The 20,954-nt window shown below is 39.6% G+C and carries 7 protein-coding genes; all 7 read left to right on the forward strand.

Translation table 11 applies throughout. The features are described 5' to 3' along the window. The first annotated feature begins 1 nt into the window (after position 1). The 7 genes from J0M37_14255 (at position 2) to J0M37_14285 (ending at position 20,848) form a co-directional block, all read left to right on the forward strand. Positions 2 to 739 carry a WecB/TagA/CpsF family glycosyltransferase gene (locus J0M37_14255; GenBank protein MBN8586249.1) on the forward strand — a complete coding sequence of 246 codons (738 nt, stop codon included), beginning with the start codon at positions 2 to 4 and terminating at the stop codon, positions 737 to 739. Next, complete coding sequence (locus tag J0M37_14260) at positions 736 to 5,610, forward strand: hypothetical protein (GenBank protein ID MBN8586250.1); 4,875 nt, start codon at positions 736 to 738, stop codon at positions 5,608 to 5,610. The genes J0M37_14255 and J0M37_14260 overlap by 4 nt, the downstream gene beginning before the upstream one ends. Then, entirely contained in the window at positions 5,611 to 8,298 is a 2,688-nt protein-coding gene (locus tag J0M37_14265; protein MBN8586251.1) for a T9SS type A sorting domain-containing protein, read from the forward strand. A gap of 164 nt (positions 8,299 to 8,462) precedes the next feature. Then, positions 8,463 to 9,119 carry a class I SAM-dependent methyltransferase gene (locus tag J0M37_14270; GenBank protein ID MBN8586252.1) on the forward strand — a complete coding sequence of 219 codons (657 nt, stop codon included), beginning with the start codon at positions 8,463 to 8,465 and terminating at the stop codon, positions 9,117 to 9,119. A gap of 233 nt (positions 9,120 to 9,352) precedes the next feature. Further along, a complete protein-coding gene (locus J0M37_14275; protein MBN8586253.1) occupies positions 9,353 to 11,980 on the forward strand; it encodes a T9SS type A sorting domain-containing protein in 2,628 nt (875 codons plus the stop codon). Positions 11,981 to 12,468: 488 nt separating this feature from the next. After that, the gene (locus tag J0M37_14280; GenBank protein MBN8586254.1) at positions 12,469 to 19,239 is read left to right on the forward strand and encodes a T9SS type A sorting domain-containing protein; all 6,771 of its coding nucleotides are present in this window, start codon (positions 12,469 to 12,471) and stop codon (positions 19,237 to 19,239) included. Between the two features lie 346 nt (positions 19,240 to 19,585). After that, complete coding sequence (locus tag J0M37_14285) at positions 19,586 to 20,848, forward strand: T9SS type A sorting domain-containing protein (protein ID MBN8586255.1); 1,263 nt, start codon at positions 19,586 to 19,588, stop codon at positions 20,846 to 20,848. Positions 20,849 to 20,954: the final 106 nt, after the last annotated feature.

Below are 20,954 nucleotides of genomic sequence, written 5' to 3' on the forward strand. Positions count from 1 at the left end.
AATGATGAATGAACCTGTTGAAATAAACGGTATCAAAATAAATATAACTGACTACCGTGGGTTAAATTCACTCATCAGCAAAGCAATAAGCACAGGTGAAAGCTTAAAAATCGGTTACGCCAACGCTAATACAATAAATTTATCTTTCAGAAACCACAGGCTAAAGGAATATCTCGGCTCATTTGATCTCATTCACCCTGACGGTGCAGGTATTAAAGCAGCAATAAACTTTGTGTATCCGGGTGCTTATAAGATAACAAGATTTACCGGCTCAGACTTTTACCCTGTATTTATTAATAACTCCATAAAAAATAATTATAAGCTGTTTTTTTTCGGACACACTGACGATGTGCTTTCAAAAATACCCTTAACCCACAAAGAACTGAAAATATGCGGTATGCAGGAGGGCTATGACTATGATAATAATAAGCTTATTACAGATATTAATGCATCAAAGCCTGATATATTGATTATCGGGCTCGGCACCCCGCTACAGGAAAAATGGGTTTTCGAAAACAGCAGAAAGATCAATGTAAAAGTAATAATGTGTACAGGTGAAGGTATCAGGGTATTTGCCGGAATAAAACAAAGGGGTCCCGTTTTATTAAGAAAACTTGGGCTTGAATGGCTTTACAGATTCAGCACTTCGCCATTAAAGTACTTTAACAGGTATATCATAGGAAACCCTTTATTTTTATATAGAATTATTATATTAAAAATGCGTAAATTGAGGGCATGAATGCCCTGAAATTTAGCGTACTTGCAGCATTATTTCTGTTGTTCAGCTCAGAGGCTATTAGCCAGAATTATGACTGGATAACTCCAAATAAAACATATCTGAAGATGTATGTTGCTTCAGACGGTATTTACCGCGTAACCCGCAATGAATTTACGCAGGCAGGCATTAACACTTCTATTATTGACCCCAGAACAGTAAAGCTGTACTATAAAGGCTCCGAAATACCTGTTTATTTTGAAGGTGAGCAGGATGGCTCTTTTGATGCCAATGATTACATAGATTTTTACGGAAGAAAAAACAGCGGCGGTTTAACAACTACTTACCTTGCCAGCTTCGGACCAACAACATTTGATTACCAAACTGATGAGTATTATGATCTTTATTCAGATACAAGCGTTTACTGGATAGGCTGGGACGGCACACTCGGTTCAAGATATACACTTTCAGCTTATACAGTAACAAATGAATACCCGCAGAACTTTTCATTTGAAAAGATACATTTTGAAGTTGATTCTGTTTACAGCCTTGGTTTGACTGTTAACGCCAACTCGGATTTCAGGTTCTTTAACACAGAAAAAATTTCAGGAGAAGGCTGGTACTGGAAGAACCTTACGGCGCAGAACGGGTTTACAATCACAAGGAATTTTTCACTGCCGCTATTGAACTCACTGCCGGCGGGCTGTACGTTCAGGGTATTTGCGTTTCCAAATTCACGCGATACATCATTTAACGAGCATAAGCTTGTATTAACGCTGAATTCCACCCCGATCACCACGCTTGCGCGCAATGACTACACAAGGTTCGATACAACCATTGGCTTCCAAAGCACCTTGTTTAACAGCTCGCAGAATACAGTCACAGTTACTTACACACCTACTTTCACAATGCCTGAAGTAACCCCAAGCCTGTATTTTGATCTTATCGAGCTAACTTATCCGAAGCAGTTCAGGTTTCAGAACGGTCATTGCAGGATAACACTTAATTCCACCGATACATCAAGCGCGCTTTTCAGGGTACTTGGCTTTAATTCATCTTCACCATTTTCAATATATGATCTTAAAAACAATATAAAGATAACCAATATCAGTTCAGATTCAGACACATTATTTTTTACCGGTAAGCAGAACGGTGACTTTGAAATATATAATCAATCAATAACAACAAGACCCTTCAGGTCACAGCAGCGGCAGGTTCAGAACCTGGTATCACCTTCCAACGCTGCAGATTATCTAGTAATCTATAACAGGCTGTTTGAATCACAGGCAGAGCAGCTCCGCTCACACAGACAGGTAAGGGATAACTTCCGTTCATTCAAAGCCCCGGTAGATGATATCATAGATATTTTCAATTACGGGATGGAAAGTCCGGCAGCTATACGCAGATTTATCAAGCACGTATATGATACCTGGCAGGCGCCAAAAGTAAGTTATGTAATGCTGCTTGGCAGGGGTTCACTTGACCCAAAGAATAACAGGCTTTCCCCAAATTACTTCAGGAATTTTATTCCCGTTTACGGCAACCCTCCGAGTGACGGGTATTTTGTAAATTTCAATCTGAACGGCTTTACATATTTCCACGAAGCGGCAATTGGCAGGCTGCCTGTTTACACTCCACAGGAAGCGCAGGATGCTGTGAATAAGATAATAGCATATGATAATGAACCGCCGCAGAGATGGTGGAAAAATTTCAATATGATAACCGGGGGTCCGAACCGCATTGAGCAGATACAGTACCAGACACAATCAAATGAGTTTGTAAATAATTTTATATTACCCAACCCCGTTGCGGGTATTACGGAAAAAATTTACAGGAATGATTCCGCAGGGTATATTACATTTAATTATGCTGATTCCATAAAAAACGCAATAAACCGCGGCGGGCTGTTCGTGAATTTTATCGGTCACGCAGCCAGCCAGGATTGGGAGCTAGGGCTTGAAGATCCTTTCACTTTAAATAACGGGAACAGGCTGCCGTTTGTACTGAGCATGACATGCTTTACAGGTAAAAACGCAGAAGCGAATTTGCGCGGGTTCGGTGAAAAATTCCTTTATGCGCCTAACCGCGGCGCTCTTGGATTTCTGGGTTCAACGGGCTGGTCATTTTCAGGCGCCGGCAATGAAATCAATAAGTTCATATTTACAGGATTTGCACAGGATACATTAAGAAGACTTGGCACGCTTTTAAAATATGCCAATAACAGGATGGTTCAGGATTCAGGCAACTTCCAGGTGCGCAATATGATAAACAGCTATAACCTGCTGGGCGACCCTGCTTCGAAGCTGTTATTGCCTGAGGGTCCGGAATTTGTTATCGGGCAGACTGATTACAGGATCAGTAATCAATACCCGCTAGTGGGTGAGGTTGTTACATGGAAAATTTTTCCAAAAAACTATGGACTCTTCGCTATTAACTGCCCTGTGAAATTTGAAATACTTAAGAACGGGAATGCATTCAGAACTAAAGATACAATTATAAATTCATTCAAAATTTTCGATACACTCTCTTACGTATTCAGCATTGATACGATCGGTAATTACTCACTGCGGGCAACACTTGACCCGAACAACCTGTATCCTGACGAGGACCCATCAAACAATGTGCTGGTGATCCCGCTTCCGCTTAGGAATATTTCATACACACCGCTTAAGCCAATAAATAATTCAGTGATATTCCAGGATTCAGTTGAGTTTGTAGGATTAAATCCGCAGGTTGATCTAAGAACAAACAGCGTAAAAGTAATTCTACAGGTTGATACAACGGCAGCATTCGGGAATCCTTTGCTGAATTATGCTAATACCAATATCAGCGGTGTTGCCAATAAAGTTAAATACAGAATACCAATAGCTGATTCAAATATTGTGTATTACTGGAGAACTAATGCTGTAATAAACGGTGATTCAGCCGGCTGGTCTGAGACCAATAAGTTTGTTTATAATCCAGCAATAAGCCTTGCCGGAAGTAAAATGATAAACAGTGATTCAATTGTAACACTTTACCCAAGATTGTTTGGGCAGTTCCCGGCAAATTCATATAACGGCTTATATTATACAGGTTCCGGGTTCAAGCTGAACAATTCACAGGGACAGCTTCAGGTTAAATCTCACGGTAACAACGGCAATGAAGCTTCATACTTCAGCATGCCGGGATACCAGCTTTTCATAGACGGAGGAAGTAATCCCGGACTTAATATTATTAAAGCAAGAAGGCTGACAGGAAAATTAATTGAGTTCCGTAATTTTTATATGAATTCGGCTACGTCTTCTGATTCAGTTCTGAATTTCTTAAACACATTTGATACCACGCATTATTTATTGGTTGCGGTTTCATCTTATTCTCCCAATTCCGATAGTTTACGTCTTAACTGCAGGCTTAAATTCAAACAATTCGGCAGCACAATGGTTGATTCAGTTACAACATTTGCGGCGTTTTATACATGGGCGTTTATAGGGGTTCTCAACTCTCCCCCTATAGCCGGCGCTGAGGGATTTGCGAGACCGCATCCTTCATGTCCGAACAATTACTGCCCTTCTTTTGCCAATTTAAGCTCTACTTTTTTAAACACATTGGGCACTATTGATTTCGCGATGGGTCCGGCCCACCGCTGGAAATATTTTTCATGGAACAGGACACTTCCTGCCGGGTCATTTGTGAATTTTGATGTAACAGGAATAAATGCAGCGGGTACGCAGGTTCCGCTATTTACCAACCTGAACACAAGCACATTCACGCCCATAGATACGGTTAACAGCTTTATTTATCCTGAGCTAAGGCTTAAAGCCAATATAGAAATTGATACATTAAGCGGAATAGAGTCACCGGAGTTCAGGTCTTTATACTTTAAGTATACACCGCCTGCAGAAATTATACCGGATAATTATTCTTTTATACGAAGCGACTCAATTGTTGATGAAGGCGCGCAGGTAAATATCAGTGTTAATAACTATAATATTGGCTTTGTGCCGGCAGGCACGGTTGTGTATAAATGGACAGCCAATGCTTATAACGGGCTTATTAACTTAAGGACAGATACAGTATTCACCCCCCTTATGCCGGACAGTGTTTACCTTTCACAGGTAACATTTAATACACAGGGATTAAAAAATCCGCAATCAACAATTGATACACTGGATATCAACTTCGAAGTATCTATGCTGAACGATCAGAACGATTATTACCCGTTCAATAATTTCGCATTCACAGAAATTGTTATAATGGGAGATTCAACCGGTCCGGCAATTGATGTGACATATAACGGCAACAAGATCCTTGACGGGGATCTTATCCCCGCAAAACCTGAAATACTTTTCAGGTTTTACGATGAGAGCAAGCTTGAATACTCAATCACTGATACAGCCGGCATATTTATCAGGCTTGACGGCAGAAGGATAAATTATTTTACTTCCGGCGTGCAGAACCCGGAAATTACTTTCACCGCTGTTAATGACGGCAGCCTGAAGACAAGCGTACTTTATAAGCCTGAGCTACCAGCAGGCACTCACCTGCTGCAGTATTACGGCGCAGATAAAGACGGGAATAAAGATACTCTCATAAACAATGTTTACATAAGCTATGATTTCGCGGTCAGGAACCTGTTCAACTATCCGAACCCGATGCAGGGTGATACTTATTTTACTTTTGACCTGTTTGCGGCAGAAGCTCCCCAGAAATGCCTGATAAAGATATACACAGTAGCCGGCAGGCTGGTAAGGGATGTTGAGGGCCAGGCCAGGGTAGGATTTAACCATATATACTGGGACGGCAAAGATGGCGATGGAGAAACAATGGCAAACGGAATTTACCTGTATAAACTTATACTGGAAGGCAGCGGCAAAACCGAAACATCGATCCAGAAATTAGCTATATTAAAATAATTGAAAAATTTATTTATAATATTCCAGCTTTTGCTGGTAACAGCATGCGCCCAGGCGCAGTGGTTCACACAATCAAGCGGTACCTCGCAGCCGTTCACAAATATTTTCTTTGTTGATGCAAATACGGGAACGGCTATCGGGCTTTCAGGTACAATACGCAGAACAACTAACGGCGGAGTGAACTGGATAACGCAGACAGTGCCTGCTGATAATCTTTACGGTATATATTTCCTTAACAGCAGCACCGGTTATATAAGCGGTGACGCGGTTTTTTACAAAACAACTAATGGCGGCAATACCTGGGTTGACCCCGGGGGTCCGGTCAGGCTGCACCGCGGGATTTTTTTTACGGATGCAAATACAGGCTACACCTGTTCAGGCGTTGGCGCGCTGGATAAAACCACAAACGGCGGCGCAGCGTGGACTGTATTAAGCTCAGGCACAACGCAAAATCTGAATAACATTAAATTCGCGGATGCATCAACCGGATATGTTTCAGGTTATAACGGTACGATGCTTAAAACTACAGATGGCGGCTCGAGCTGGTTATTGCTTTCAACAGGAATAACAGACCACCTGTTTGCGCTGGCAGTTATAAATGCTGATGTTGTATATGCCGGGGGCGAAAGCGGAAAGCTTATAAAAACAACGAACGGAGGCACGACTTGGAGCAATTTAACAAGCGGAATTACAGGCAGAATAACCAATTTCAGCTTTCTGAATGCGAATACCGGCACAGGAAGCGCAAACGGTAATTTTATTATTCGCACAACTAACGGCGGCAGCACATGGGTTTCACAGGTAAGCCCGCTTTCGGGGCAGGACTGGAACGGAGTATCATTCGCTAATATCAATACAGGTTTTATTGCAGGCTCCGCGGGTAATATCATAAAAACATCAAACGGCGGATTTGAGATACCGACAATGCCGGTATTAACCGCGCCGGTTAACGGCGCTGTGAATGTAAGCGTTACTGCCCTGCTTGACTGGGATTCCATAACAACAGCCAAAACTTACCAGGTACAGATAGATGAAGACTCATCGTACTCATCTCCGATACTTGATTCTGCATTGATCGATAACAGCAATATGAGCGTACCGCCTAACAGGCTGCTGAACAATACACGCTATTACTGGCGTGTAAGGGGTGAAAGCGCAGGAGGAATCGGACCGTGGTCTTACAGCTTTAATTTCAGAACAATTGTAGCAATACCAAATGCCCCTGGATTGTTATTACCGGTTGACGGAGCTTCGAATGTATCACTGACGCCGCTGTTTGACTGGGACAGCACTTCACCTGCAGCTTCATATACATTACAGGCTTCGCTGGATACATCGTTCTCAAACCCGGCAGTATTTATTTCAGGCATAACGCAATCATTTTTAAATTTAGTAAGCCCGCAGCTACAGAATAACTTCAGGTATTACTGGCGTGTAAATGCCACAAATATTGCCGGCACTGGTGAATGGTCTGAAGTGCATGATTTTACGACAGTGCTTGGAATGCCTGCTGCACCGGGATTACTTCTGCCGGTAAATTTTGCAACAGGCGTAAACCTCACTCCCCTGCTGGACTGGGTTGAGGATATTTCAGCAACTTCTTACCAGGTGCAGGTTTCACAGGATTCAACCTTTGCAGGAGTATTGTGGGATACCAGCGGATTTAATATTTCACAGGTAACAGTAAGAAGCGGCTTGCTTACAAATGTACAGACATATTTCTGGCGGGTTAGAACAACCAATCCGATCGGAACGGGTCCATGGGCACAGCCCTTCAGATTTACAACATTACTTATACCTCCTGTGGCGCCTCAGCTTGTTGACCCGCCCGACGGTGCAATAGAAATTTCTACGACACCGACATTGAACTGGGACAGCGTACAGTATGCTGCATCATTCAGGATCCAGCTTTCTACCGATTCAACTTTTGCAACTACACTGATTAATTCTTCGGGACTTGTATTTTCTCAATACAATGTACCGGGCGGAATACTGAATAATAATACACGGTATTTCTGGCGTGTAAATGCATCTAATAATGCAGGTACGGGTCCGTATTCCCAGGTATTTGATTTCACAACAGTAATTTCACCGCCGGTAGCAGCGCCTACGCTGCTTGCGCCGCCAAATGGCGCGGTTAACCAGCCACTGAATTTAACGCTTGACTGGAACGATGTATTCGGTACAACCGGGTACAAAGTACTGCTTTCAACAGATTCGCTTTTTAATACTACACTGCTTGATACAACTATAACTGCATCACAGATGGTTGTTCGCTCAGGATTGCTTTCGGGCAGCTCAGTATATCACTGGCGTGTGAGAGGTTTTAATGTCGGCGGTTTCGGTCCGTGGAGCGTTACATGGAAGTTTACAACACAAATAATAGGTATTGAACCTATCAGCGGGATTGTGCCGTCAGCATTCAGGCTGTATGATAACTACCCGAATCCGTTTAACCCGGTAACAACAATTAATTTTGATATTCCCACAAGCACGGAAAATGCGAACACTAAGCTTATAATTTACGATTTGACAGGCAGGGTTATATCAGAGCTGATAGATGAAGAGCTAAGACCCGGAAAATACAGTGTGAAATGGGATGCTTCAGCTTACGCAAGCGGAGTTTATTTATTCCGTTTGGAATCAGGCAGATTCAGTGATATTAAAAAAATGGTTGTAGTGAAGTAACAGAAAATGTAAACATCAATTAGTTCAGCCCTTCGACTCCGCTCAGGGCGACATGATTTCCGCTCAGGGCGACATTATTCCCGCACAGGGAGTCATGATTTCAACTCAGGGAAACAATAATCAATGTAAATTCTTTAATACGAAGAGGAAAATAAATTTCAATATTGTTCAAAAGAATACTTGATAATACTGACCCGGGTTCGAAGGCCAATAAATTCAGGCTGCAAAGATTCAAATATTTTGAAGAGCATCTAAAAGAGCTACCCCGGCCGGTAAAGATACTTGATGTAGGCGGAACTGAAAATTTCTGGGTGCAGATGGGGAAAGCGGGAAATAAAGATTACAACATAACCCTTTTAAATCTGGATATTACCAAAAACTTCGAAAAGGATAATTTCACTTATACTCGCGGCGATGCCGCTGACCTTTCGCAATTCAGTGATAATGAATTTGACGTGGTTTTTTCAAATTCTGTTATTGAACACATCCCCCTGGATAAAAACCGGCAAAAAATGGCTGATGAAATTATACGAACAGGTAAAAATTATTTTGTACAAACCCCGAATTATTACTTTCCGTTTGAACCGCATTTTTTATTCCCTTTTTACCAGTTTTTGCCAAAATTTTTGAAAATTTTTCTATTGAAGAATTTCAATATGGGCTGGTATAAAAAATGCAGTACTAAAAGCGAAGCTGAAGAAATCCTCAATTATAACAAGCTGCTTACGGAAAATGAGCTTCGGGGTTATTTTAGAAATTGCAGAATTATAAAGGAAAAATATATGGGGATGACAAAATCATTAATTGCTGTAAATAACTGACTTAAGGCTAACCTTACTATTTAGACTAAAGTTTTCAGTTACCTGATACCCATACAAAATATCACCCGTTAAAGAATGATGAAATCAGTTTGGAGAGTAATTATAAAACTCCTTTTGCCTCTGATTGAAAAAGTTGTCAACGGCAAGCTATTTTTGTATGTCATTAAAATTTAGTAGGGAAAAAATAGCAGAAAGATTATTCTTATAAATCTATCTATTAATCAACTTACTAAATGATCAAAAAAAACGTATTAGCATTAATCACACTTCTTACACTTTCATTCATCCAAACATTAACTTATTCACAATCTAATCCAACAGCGCAGGAATTGCCTTATTACAGCAATTTTTCATCGCTAAGCCATAATTCCACAACATATCCGGCAGGATGGCAGGGCTGGAAAATTTCAAGCCTTTCAGACGGTAATTTTAACACTTCCGCTCCTTCCTCGAGCTCATCATTAACTTCCAGGGGATATGCATCAAGCACTACAAAAGGGATCTACAATTACAGCAGCAAGTTGGGATTCTTAAATGCTTCTGACGGCGAATATTCACTTGTACTTTCAGTTAAAACCACAGGCAATTCAAACGTTGTAGTTGAATATGCTGTTATGACACTCAGGAATCCATATAACGGTTCAACAAACACAAGAATAAACGGTGTTGAACTTCAGTACAGAATAGGCACAAGCGGAAAGTTCAAATCCATTAACTCCAGGGTTTATATAAATAATACAACCAATCAAACCGGTACAACAACTACCGAACAGAACAGAAAAGTTTTTTCAGTGTTCTTACCTGCAGAATGCAGTAACCAGCCTGTTGTACAGATCAGGTGGGTCTCAAGGGAGATCAGCGGAATTGGAAGCTTCCCATCATTCGCAATTGACGATGTGGAAGTTTCAGAAAAAGGCAAATCATCATACTATTATTACAAAGGCACCGGAAATTTTGCATCTATAACAAGCTGGACATCAAATCCGGATGGTACGGGTAAAAATCCTTCAGATTTCACAACAGATTACCAGTATTTTATGATAACAAAGCCTTCATCAATCAATTTCAGTGAGTTATGGGCTGTCACAGGAACAAACTCAAAGGTTGTGATCGGCACTGAATCTTCAAACGTAAGCCTTAAAACTATAAACAGCGCCCAGCTTAACGCAATTGTGGATATTTTTCCGGGCTCTAAGCTTAACTTAAGCCAGTCAACATCCAATTTCCCTGATTTCGGAACGCTCTACCCTTCTTCTTATTTAGAATATAATTTTACATCCTCTATGAGCAACCTGCCTGCAGAGGTAACATATGAGAACCTTCTGCTTAATTCAGCAGGAGGACATACATATCTTTTCGATATCAGCTCACCGGATATACTTATAAAAAATAACTTTGAGATCATAAATACCAAGTTAAACGTAAACGGTTCTGAAAAATTCAGGTTCCAGTTAGGCGGAAATTTAACATTCAGCTCCGCTGCATCACTTACAAGCGGTTTTTCAAATCTGGCTGAATTAGTATTCAACGGCAATAACCAGCAGGTAATCAGAATGAACGGCATTGACCTGCAGATCAACAGCATGAAGGTTACAAATCCTGCAGGAATTTCGCTATCTGAAACCGGAGGAAGCTCAGATATTCTGCTTTCAAACGGTTCAGGGAATGTATTAACAATGGATGGCGGAAATATTTCTCTTGGAACAAACACTATTACGCTTGGTTCCAACTCAACAGAACCGGGGAGTTTATCATATTCATCCGGATTCTTCACCGGCAGCGGTTCATTCAGCAGGTGGTTCGGTAAAAGCAGCCTTCCAACGACCTTCACTTACGCTTTTCCAATGGGTTCAGGCACTAAGGACCGCGGGATTTCAATAGCTTTTTCAAACAACTCAATAACTTCAGGGGGAAAGTTAACCGTATCACATAATGATATTCCCGGTTCAACATCAATTACACCGTTTACTGACGGCACACTTACGATAAATAAAAAAAGCAACATGTACTGGAGCGTTACACAATCAAATAACTGGAATTTAGGATCAAGGACAGTATCTATGAAAATAGAAGCCGATGGCCTTGAGGGTGTAATTGATCTCAGCGGACTAACTATAGTAAAAAATAATGCTAAGGCAGGCGGTACATTTATCAGCGCAACAGGCTCAACTGATAAGCCTGAAGTTAACAGAACAGGCTTAAGCATAACAGACCTGGGAGGAACAGGCGGAACAGGCAATACATTTTCAATCGGTGCATCAAACGGCAACCCGTTACCTGTTACAATGGAATCTTTTACAGCTTCTGCTTTTAAAAGAGATGCCGTTTTAAGCTGGGTAACTTCGATAGAAATTAACAATAAAGGTTTTGAAGTAGAGCGCAGCAAAAAAGAGGAAAGCACCGGTTCATATTCACAATGGGAAAAAATTGGATTTGTAAATGGCAGCGGAAACACTAATACTCAGACTTCATATACATTCACTGACAGGAAACTAATTGACGGCGTTTACAAATACAGGATCAAACAAATTGACCTGAACGGGAACTATGAATATTTTATGCCTCAAAACAGCGCTGAGCTGGTAATTGGCAAACCGGTAAATTTTGAGATTTCGCAGAATTACCCGAATCCATCAAACCCTGTTTCAAAAATTGATTTCCAGGTCCCCTATGATACCCGCGTTTCACTGAAGGTGTATGACCTCACGGGTAAGGAAGTTTCAGTTTTAGCAGACGGAAATTTAACAGCAGGCTATCATACAGTAGAATTCAACGGCTCAAATCTGGCCTCAGGAATTTATATATACAAATTGACTGCGGATAATTTTACTGCAGTAAAAAAATTAGTATTAGTGAAGTAAAATTTAAGAAACAAACAGAATTTTATATAAGGCTTAAAAGTAATTAACAAATTATTTTTAAGCCTTTTTTATATTAGCCTGACCAGATTTTATAAAATTATCCTATCATAGTATTTTTCAACTAAAACTGTCTTTAAAACAGTACGTTGCAAAAATTATACCGTGAAAACGTAATATGCGACAAATCCATATACCAAATATTCCTACAACTCCTTGCAAAACAATCTTAACATAAGATGAATAAAATATATTAGTTGCAAATGATATTTCAAGCGATATATAAAGTCAATGCAAAAGTAATAACTTTTAGATGGTATTTTTCAAAATTCTGTCAAAAACCCTTGAAAATATTGAGTTTGTTTTGTAAATAGCGAACGGGGTAACAGCAAATTAACTAAAATTTCATTCATATTTAAGTTTTGGCAGAATAAAGCTAAGGCTTTGTTTTGCCGTATAATAACGATTTTAAAATTTAATTTACTATCTATATGAAAAAGCTATTCTCTCTGTTGGCAGTTATCGCTTTAACTGCTATTTTTACTCAAACTTCTTTTTCACAGCTTAGCGGAACTTACACTATTCCCGGAAGCTATGCAACAATTTCTGCAGCTGTAACTGCACTGAATACTCAAGGAGTATCAGGACCTGTTGTATTTAATGTTGCTGCCGGGCATACTGAAACCTCAGCAAACATTACATTTACAAATACAACTCCAAATTCAACTAACACTGTAACATTCCAGAAATCAGGAGCCGGAGCTAATCCGTTAATTACGGCAGCTGCAGGGACTTCAACTACACTTGATGGAATAGTAAAGTTTGGCGGAACTGATTATGTAACTTTTGACGGTATTGATGTTACAGACCCGACAACAAATATTACAACTACGACTAAAATGGAGTGGGGCTATGCTATTCTTAAAGCATCAGCAACAGATGCTTCACAGAATATTATAATAAGAAACTGTGTAATCAATATTAATACTCATACAACAATATACACAAACACAAAAGGTATTTACACAGGCAACCATCTGACAACTTCTACTACATCATTGACAATTACAGCAGCTTCAGGTACAATCTCAAACTGTCAATTTTACAGCAATACAATTAATACAGCATATGTGGGTATTGAATTAAACGGATATAATGCAGCTTCACCATATACTCTTTATGACCAAAATAATGATATAGGAGTAGCAGGAGCAAATACAATTAATAGTTTTGGAGGCAGTTCATCTACAGGTTATGGTGTTTACGCTATTTACCAGAATGATCTGGAAGTAGAAAACAACACAATTATTGGAGGTTCACACGGAACATTTCTGCATACATCAACATTATATGGAATATTTTTATCAACGGGTGTTAACTCAAATGCAGATATTCATAATAATACTGTAACACTAACCAGCAATTCAACAACAAGTTCAACCTACGGGATAAACAATGCAATGGGCGGGACCGGAACGACAAATACGATAAACATAACCAATAATACTGTTCAGAATTGTGTTTGGAATACTGTTACAACCGGATCAATTTATTTCATTTACCAGTCTTCATCAGCATATAATGTCAATATAACCGGCAACGCAGTTGATAACTTCACTGCGGGAAACGGAACGACAACATCCACCGGCGGAATCTACGGTATATATACATTTGGCGGCAATTCAAATGCCGGAAGCCAGTGGCTACTAGGGAACAATACAGTAACGAATTTAAGCAGGTCACAATCTGTTGCAGGTACTGGTATTATGTACTGTATATATAATTCATCTTCCGGCAGAACATTTAAAGTATATAACAATACAATAAATAATAACACAAATAACTCAACTTCGAGTGTGCTAGCCGGATTGTATTTAACAGCTACATCTGCAGACAGCGTGGCAATATACAGCAACACTATACACACGTTAACAAAAGGCACAGGAACAACTTCAGGTGCTTTATATGGTATATACGCGAGCCAAAGTTCACCTGTAGCAAACACATATAACAATACAGTTTATGGTTTAAGCACTACTCCTACTACATCAACAAATGCAACATATGGCTATTACAATAACGGATCAGGTACAACAACTGAAAATCTGGTAAATAATTCATTTTACAATTTCTCGAGCAATGGAACTGGTTTAGTAATGGGTGCATTATGCCAGACAGGCGGCAGCCCCTCGAAAAATATTTCCAATAATTTAATATATAATATTACTGCCGGTACCGGTGCTGCAGGCGGTCAGGCAGCGGGTTTACAGGTCGGTTACGTGGGTACTGCAAGTATATTTAATAATAAGATATATAACCTCATAAGTTACAATGCAACAGGTTTATCTCCGGCAACATTCGGTATGGCAACTGTAACATCAGGAACAACATTTAACATATATAACAATTATATTCATGAATTAAAAGCGCCAAATGCTTCGGTAGCACTTCCCGGTACATCAATAATTGGATATATGCACAATTTCGGTGCTGCAAATTTCTTTTATAATACAATATATCTGGATGCAACAGGAACAGGGGCTGTTTTCAGTTCCGCCGCAGTATATTCAAACACAACATATAATCTTGATATGAGAAATAACATTCTCATAAATAAATCAACGCCAAACGGCACAGGAATATCTGTTGTTCATCACAGAAGTTCCACAACACTTACCAGTTACCAGACAACATCAGACAGGAATAATTTGTACGCTGGTACACCCGGGGCAAACAATCTGATATACTACGATGGTACAAACAGCGACCAGACACTTTCAGCATACAAAACAAGAGTTTCACCTAAAGACGCAAATTCGGTTACAGAGAACACAACATTTGTAAATACAAGCTCATCACCGTATGACCTGCATATTGCTGCATGTACTTCTACTCAGGTAGAAAGCAACGGCGCAATTGTTTCATCACCAATTTCTATTACAACAGATTTTGACGGTAATGCCAGGTATAATAATGCAGGTTATCCGCAGTGTTCAACATTCACAGCAACTGCACCGGATATGGGAGCTGATGAATTTGGAGGTGTTGGTGTTGACGCGGTAGGACCGACAATAAGCTATACTGCGTTAGGCAACGGCACAGCAGGTTCAAACAGGAGTTTCCCGAATATTACGATCACAGATGCCAGCGGTATAAATAATTCAGCAGGTACAAAGCCAAGATGTTATTACAAAAAGTCAACAGATGCAAACGCATATAATGGCAATACATTTTTTGATGACGGGTGGAAATGGGTAGAAGCCAATGGATCTTCGTCACCATATGACTTTACTATAGATTACACTATATTAAACGGCGGTTCAGTTACTTCAGGTGATGTGATCCAATATTTTGTAACAGCACAGGATCTTGCTTCAACGCCGAATATCGGGATAAATTCAGGAACTTATGCAGGTTCGCCAACATCAGTTGCAGATTACGCTAATATGTTCCCCTTAGGCGGCACAATAAACCAGTATTTAATTTCATCAACTTATTCAGGTGTTTATACAGTAGGTACGAATTTTGGCGATAACTTCACAACATTAACCGGCGCAGGCGGTTTGTTTGCGGCTTTAAACGCCGGTGTTATGACAGGTAATATTACCGCAGTTATAACAACAAGCTTAACTGAAGACGGAACAAATGACCTGAACTCACTGAGTTATGATGTTTCAGGCGCAAATTATACATTAAGGATAGTTCCTCAGGATGCTACCGAAAAATTAATTTCAGGCTCAGTAGCTAACGCACTTATCAGGTTTGACGGCAATGATTATGTAACAATAGACGGAAACAACGGATTAGACGCAGCAGGTACGAAATATTTAAGATTCAGAAATACGAACGGTACTAACCCGACATTTTCTTTCTTTAATGATTCCCGAAGAAATACAATTACAAACTGTTATATAGAAAGCAATAACGCGAACGTTTCGACTGCACCGGGTACCATACTTTTCGGTACAACTACGCTTTCAGACGGAAATGACAGCAATACGATCAGCGACTGTGATATCAGGGATAACAGTGACGCATCCGGTACACCTGCAATAGCAATATTTTCATCAGGTTCAACCAGTACTGTGGCTCAAGGAAACAGTGATAATATAATTACAGGATGTAACATCTTCGATTTCTTTTTAAATGGCGGTACTGCAGTTGCAGCTGTTTATATGAACACTGGTACAACTGCATGGACTATTACCAATAATAATATATATCAAACTACAACCAGGACAACTACTGTTTCATCAGGTATGAATATTATTATTATGACAAATTCACTTGGAGACGGCTTCAATATCTCAGGTAATAATATCGGAGGCTCAGCTCCAAACTGCGGCGGCTCACCTTGGACAATGAATACGGTTACTGCAAGTGTGACTAACTTTATTTACGGTATAAGATTTACTGCAGGCGCAGTAACAAACGCCAATACAATTTCAAACAATACAATTGCAAATTACAGCTTAACACTTGATAATCCTGTAACAGCGGGTACTTTATACTTTGACGCTATGATACTTGCTGCAGGTTACCATAATATTACAGGCAATACAATTGGTTCACAGTCAGCAAACGGCAACATAACGATGACTGTAAACACAGGTACTGTAGGCACGGCATTTTTCGGAATTGATATGAGGGGCGCACTTGGATCGATAACTAACAATAATGTTGGCGGATTCACAATGGCAGGTACTAATACAGGTGCTTGTATAATGGTGGGCATTAATGAAGGCTCAACAGCAACTACTGCTATAAATGTAACTAACAATACTGTAGGCGGTTCAGTGGCAAACAGCATGTATGATTCCAGAGGCGGAACAGCATTTGCACAGATGACAGGCATCAGGTCATCACAGGCAGGCGTTGGTTTGCTTCCAAATTATTCAAATAATATTGTAAGGAACTTCACTGATATTGGACCTGGTACAGGTACGACTTCAACGACTACCGGATTTATGACAGGTATTTCACACTCCGGTACAGCAAGCGCACAGATAACAGGCAACCAGATATATAACATGAACAGTGCAACACAGCTTTCTGCAACTATTCCGGGAACAACACTTTCTATGTGCGGAATTTCACTAACATCAACAGGCTTAGGAGCTAATATCAATTATAATATTATTTACAATATAAACGGAACAACTACAGGAACCGGTAATACCGGTGTATACGGAACATTGGTGACAAGCAGCTCTTCTACTGTAAGTGTTTTAGGCAACTCAATTCGCGGCTTAACTAATCAAAGCACGGGTACAGCCCCGCATGTTATAGGTATTAACCAGTATTGGGGAGCTGCCGGCTGCACAATAGCCAATAACATGGTTACATTAACCAACGGTGAAACTACTGCTGATAACAATGTTGGCAAGAAATACATTAACACTTACGATATTAAACAACAGGAAATAAATAAAAACACCAACCCTGTTCAGCAAAATCCTGTTATAAAGCCTAATGTAATAGAAAAGAAAAAACAGACAGGTGAAGGCTCAGGCAACAGCGGAAATGATAAGGATGGAAATAATGACAACAAAACAGGTTTAGTTAGTGTGAACGAAGAAGTAATCAATGAAAATCCATATAAAGAATATATAGGCTCAAATTCCGATTTCACAAACGGGCTGGTTATTTACGGAATCTTGAACGATGCAACAGGAATACAAAACATGTATTATAATTCTGTTTACGTCGGCGGATCTGCATCAACAGGTACAAATAATTCCTATGCTTTACGTAAGGCATCACCTACTCATAATATGATAAACAACCTGTTTGTGAATGCAAGAACAAACAGCGGTTCAGCTACCGGGAAACATTACGTTGTTTATTCAACAAGCACAACAGCCGGCTCACTGAATGCCAACTACAATGTATATATAGGATCTAACGCTGCCACGATCGGCTTGTGGAACACAACAGACCAGACATTTGCTCAGTGGAAAACATCACTTGCAAGAGACCAGCAGTCATGGAGCACAGTCACATCAGATATTAATCCCGCAAACCTTTTACAGGATATAACTACAGGTAATTTGAATATTAATACGGCGAATACCGAAGCATGGATTGTATCAGGCAAAGGAATAGCAATAGCAGGGCAATCATCTGATTTTAGCGGGAACAGCAGGTTTGTTTCTGTTGGAAGCGGTACAACAGATATTGGAGCGGATGAATTCGGGGCTCTTGGAATGACACCGCCTTCTGCAACTGTTGATAATCCTCCCGGAGACGGAGTAATTTCAACATACACATTATGGGGCAGACCAGTTACAAGAATTGCCTGGGGTACCGGCGGCACTGAATACCCATCACTTGATGTTAAGTATTTTTCCGGCGTGAATCCTCCAAATGTACTGGGCGGAAATTATTCCAATTCATATACAACAGTAAATGCTACGGGTAATTTAACCGGCGCTACATATGATATTACATATTATTTTGGCGATAATGAAACTTATACAATAGGAACTCCGGGAGCAAGCACAATCCTTGCAAAATATGGCAGCGGAGGGACATGGGAAGTATTTCATTTAACACAGCCTTCTAATAATTCAACTTTAACATACAATACATCAACCCAGACTTTTAATGTAGTTGTAAACGGATTGTTTGATTTTTCATCTTTTGCTTTAACAGATGACGGTTCAGCATTACCTGTGACTATGGAATCATTTGATATCTCTGTTAACAGCAGGGATGCACACCTGAGCTGGGTAACATTAAGTGAGATCAACAATAAAGGCTTTGCTGTTGAGCGCAGGCTGAAAACAGAAGGCGGATACACTCACTGGAAAGAGCTTGGATTCGTCAACGGTAACGGAACAACTACAGAGCGTCATCAATATACATTTAAAGATTCAAAACTAGTTACGGGTGCATACCAATACAGGCTAAAACAGGTTGATTTCAGCAATAATGTTGAATATTACCAGCCGACAAATAACAGCGATGTTATAATCGGCAAACCCGGAGTATTCGATATCAGCCAGAACTACCCGAATCCTTCAAACCCGAAATCAAAAATAGATTTCGCAATGCCGTTTGACGGTAAGGTAAGCATAAAAGTATATGATATACTCGGTAAAGAAGTAGCAACACTGGTAAATGAATTTAAATCAGCTGATTTCTATACCGTTGAATTTGACGGCTCAAATATCGCCAGCGGAACATATTTCTACAGAATTGTTGCTGAAGGCGATAACCAGAAATTCACAAAGACACTGAAGATGATTTTAGTCAAGTAATTGTTTTTGTGATATAGAGAAATAGCGAAAGCCCGGGCTTAAAAACCCGGGCTTTTTTTATGATATACCAGTATTATTTTCATGCATGATTACTTAAGCAACAAGTGAATAAAAATACCCTCGTAAAAAAATACTACTGTTATTTCAAAATAATTATTGAAATTAAATACTAATTTGAAGATCATTCCAATTTTTTTGCGTGCCTATCACTAGAACAAGGTATTGCAACAACTTATGGCTTCTTGTATAATTGTAAAGCAGTTAATAAATACAAAATAAACACTTATAATAAGAATTCCCAATAAAAGCAGAATCAATATTTACTCTTAAAAGAAAGGTTTACAGGATGAGAACTCTTAACTTAATATTTAAAACAACCATGTTTTTTTTAGCATTTGTAACAACACAGTTACTTATTGCACAAAACACATTTAGATGTCTGGAATTCAGTACCCCAGAAATCGGAATAACAGTGGGTGATAACGGTATGATGATGAAGACCGAAGATGGTGGACAGACATGGTTTGAGATTCAATCAAACACAGTGCAAAATCTTTGGAAAACAAGCGCTGTTGATGGAGATACCATAGTTGTAGTCGGCAACGGCGGTACTATTTTAAAAAGTTCCGATGCGGGAACTACATGGCAACCCATGCAGAGTGGCACAACTACTGATCTTTTCGGTGTTTACGCAAGGGAAGACGGTACAGGTTTTGCCGTTGGCAGAAACGGCTCTATTTTCAAATCAACAGACCACGGTTCCAACTGGGAAGTTGTTATACAGAATCACGGTAATGACCTTAGGGCTATTTCAATGTATGCTGATAATGGGGTGATTGTTGGTGATAAAAATCACATATTTTTCACAACAGATGCGGGCGCAACATGGAATGCACCAAATACTGTTTTACCGTTTGAATTAAGTTTCAGGTTTGTAAGAGTTATTGACCACACCACTGTTTTTGCAACTTCTACAGTAGGAGATATTATTAAAAGTATAGACGGCGGTAACTCATGGAACATTGTATATTCCAATTCAGCACATGACGCTTTATATCGAGTTAATTTTGTACGCGGGAATATAGTTTGCGTTGGTGATAATGGCAAAATAATCATTTCACAAGATATGGGTGAGACTTGGCTAGAAATCAACTCTGGCATTAGCACAGATCTTTATTGTCTGAATTTTGCAGATGATTTAACAGGTTACGCTGCCGGAGAAAACGGTGTAATGCTTAAAACAGTTGATGGGGGTTTTAGCTGGGAAGTTATAAACTACACACTTCACAAATTAGATGAGCCTAAAACCAGCCACTATGAAAATATGGTAACGAATAATTTTAAACTTGAACAAAACTATCCTAATCCATTTAACCCTGAAACAAAGATTAACTTTTACTTACCTGTAAATGGGAATACAAGTTTAAAAGTCTATGATATTTCAGGAAGAGAAATTACAACAATAATAAATGGTTTCAGGTTAGCAGGTAATTATTCTGTTACTTTTAACGCAAATAAACTTGCCGCAGGAATCTACTTATACTCATTATACGTTAGGTCAGAATATGGAAACTACAGTAAAACAAATAAAATGATATTAGTAAAATGAGTTTATAACAAAATTTCATTCATAAACCTTCTAAGGCAGTTCAGTTGAACTGCCTTTTAATTAAATAACAGATTTCGTTATTGCGTAGACACCTCCTTTAAGTTAA

The sequence above is a fragment of the Ignavibacteria bacterium genome (assembly GCA_017303675.1).
Taxonomy (GTDB): Bacteria; Bacteroidota; Ignavibacteria; order Tepidaquicellales; family OLB5; genus OLB5.

Bases quoted from the DNA above. Each gene is read 5' to 3' on its own strand.
- J0M37_14280 (MBN8586254.1), top strand. From the start codon at position 12,469: ATGAAAAAGCTATTCTCTCTGTTGGCAGTTATCGCTTTAACTGCTATT.
- J0M37_14255 (MBN8586249.1), top strand. From the start codon at position 2: ATGATGAATGAACCTGTTGAAATAAACGGTATCAAAATAAATATAACT.
- J0M37_14260 (MBN8586250.1), top strand. From the start codon at position 736: ATGAATGCCCTGAAATTTAGCGTACTTGCAGCATTATTTCTGTTGTTC.
- J0M37_14285 (MBN8586255.1), top strand. From the start codon at position 19,586: ATGAGAACTCTTAACTTAATATTTAAAACAACCATGTTTTTTTTAGCA.
- J0M37_14275 (MBN8586253.1), top strand. From the start codon at position 9,353: ATGATCAAAAAAAACGTATTAGCATTAATCACACTTCTTACACTTTCA.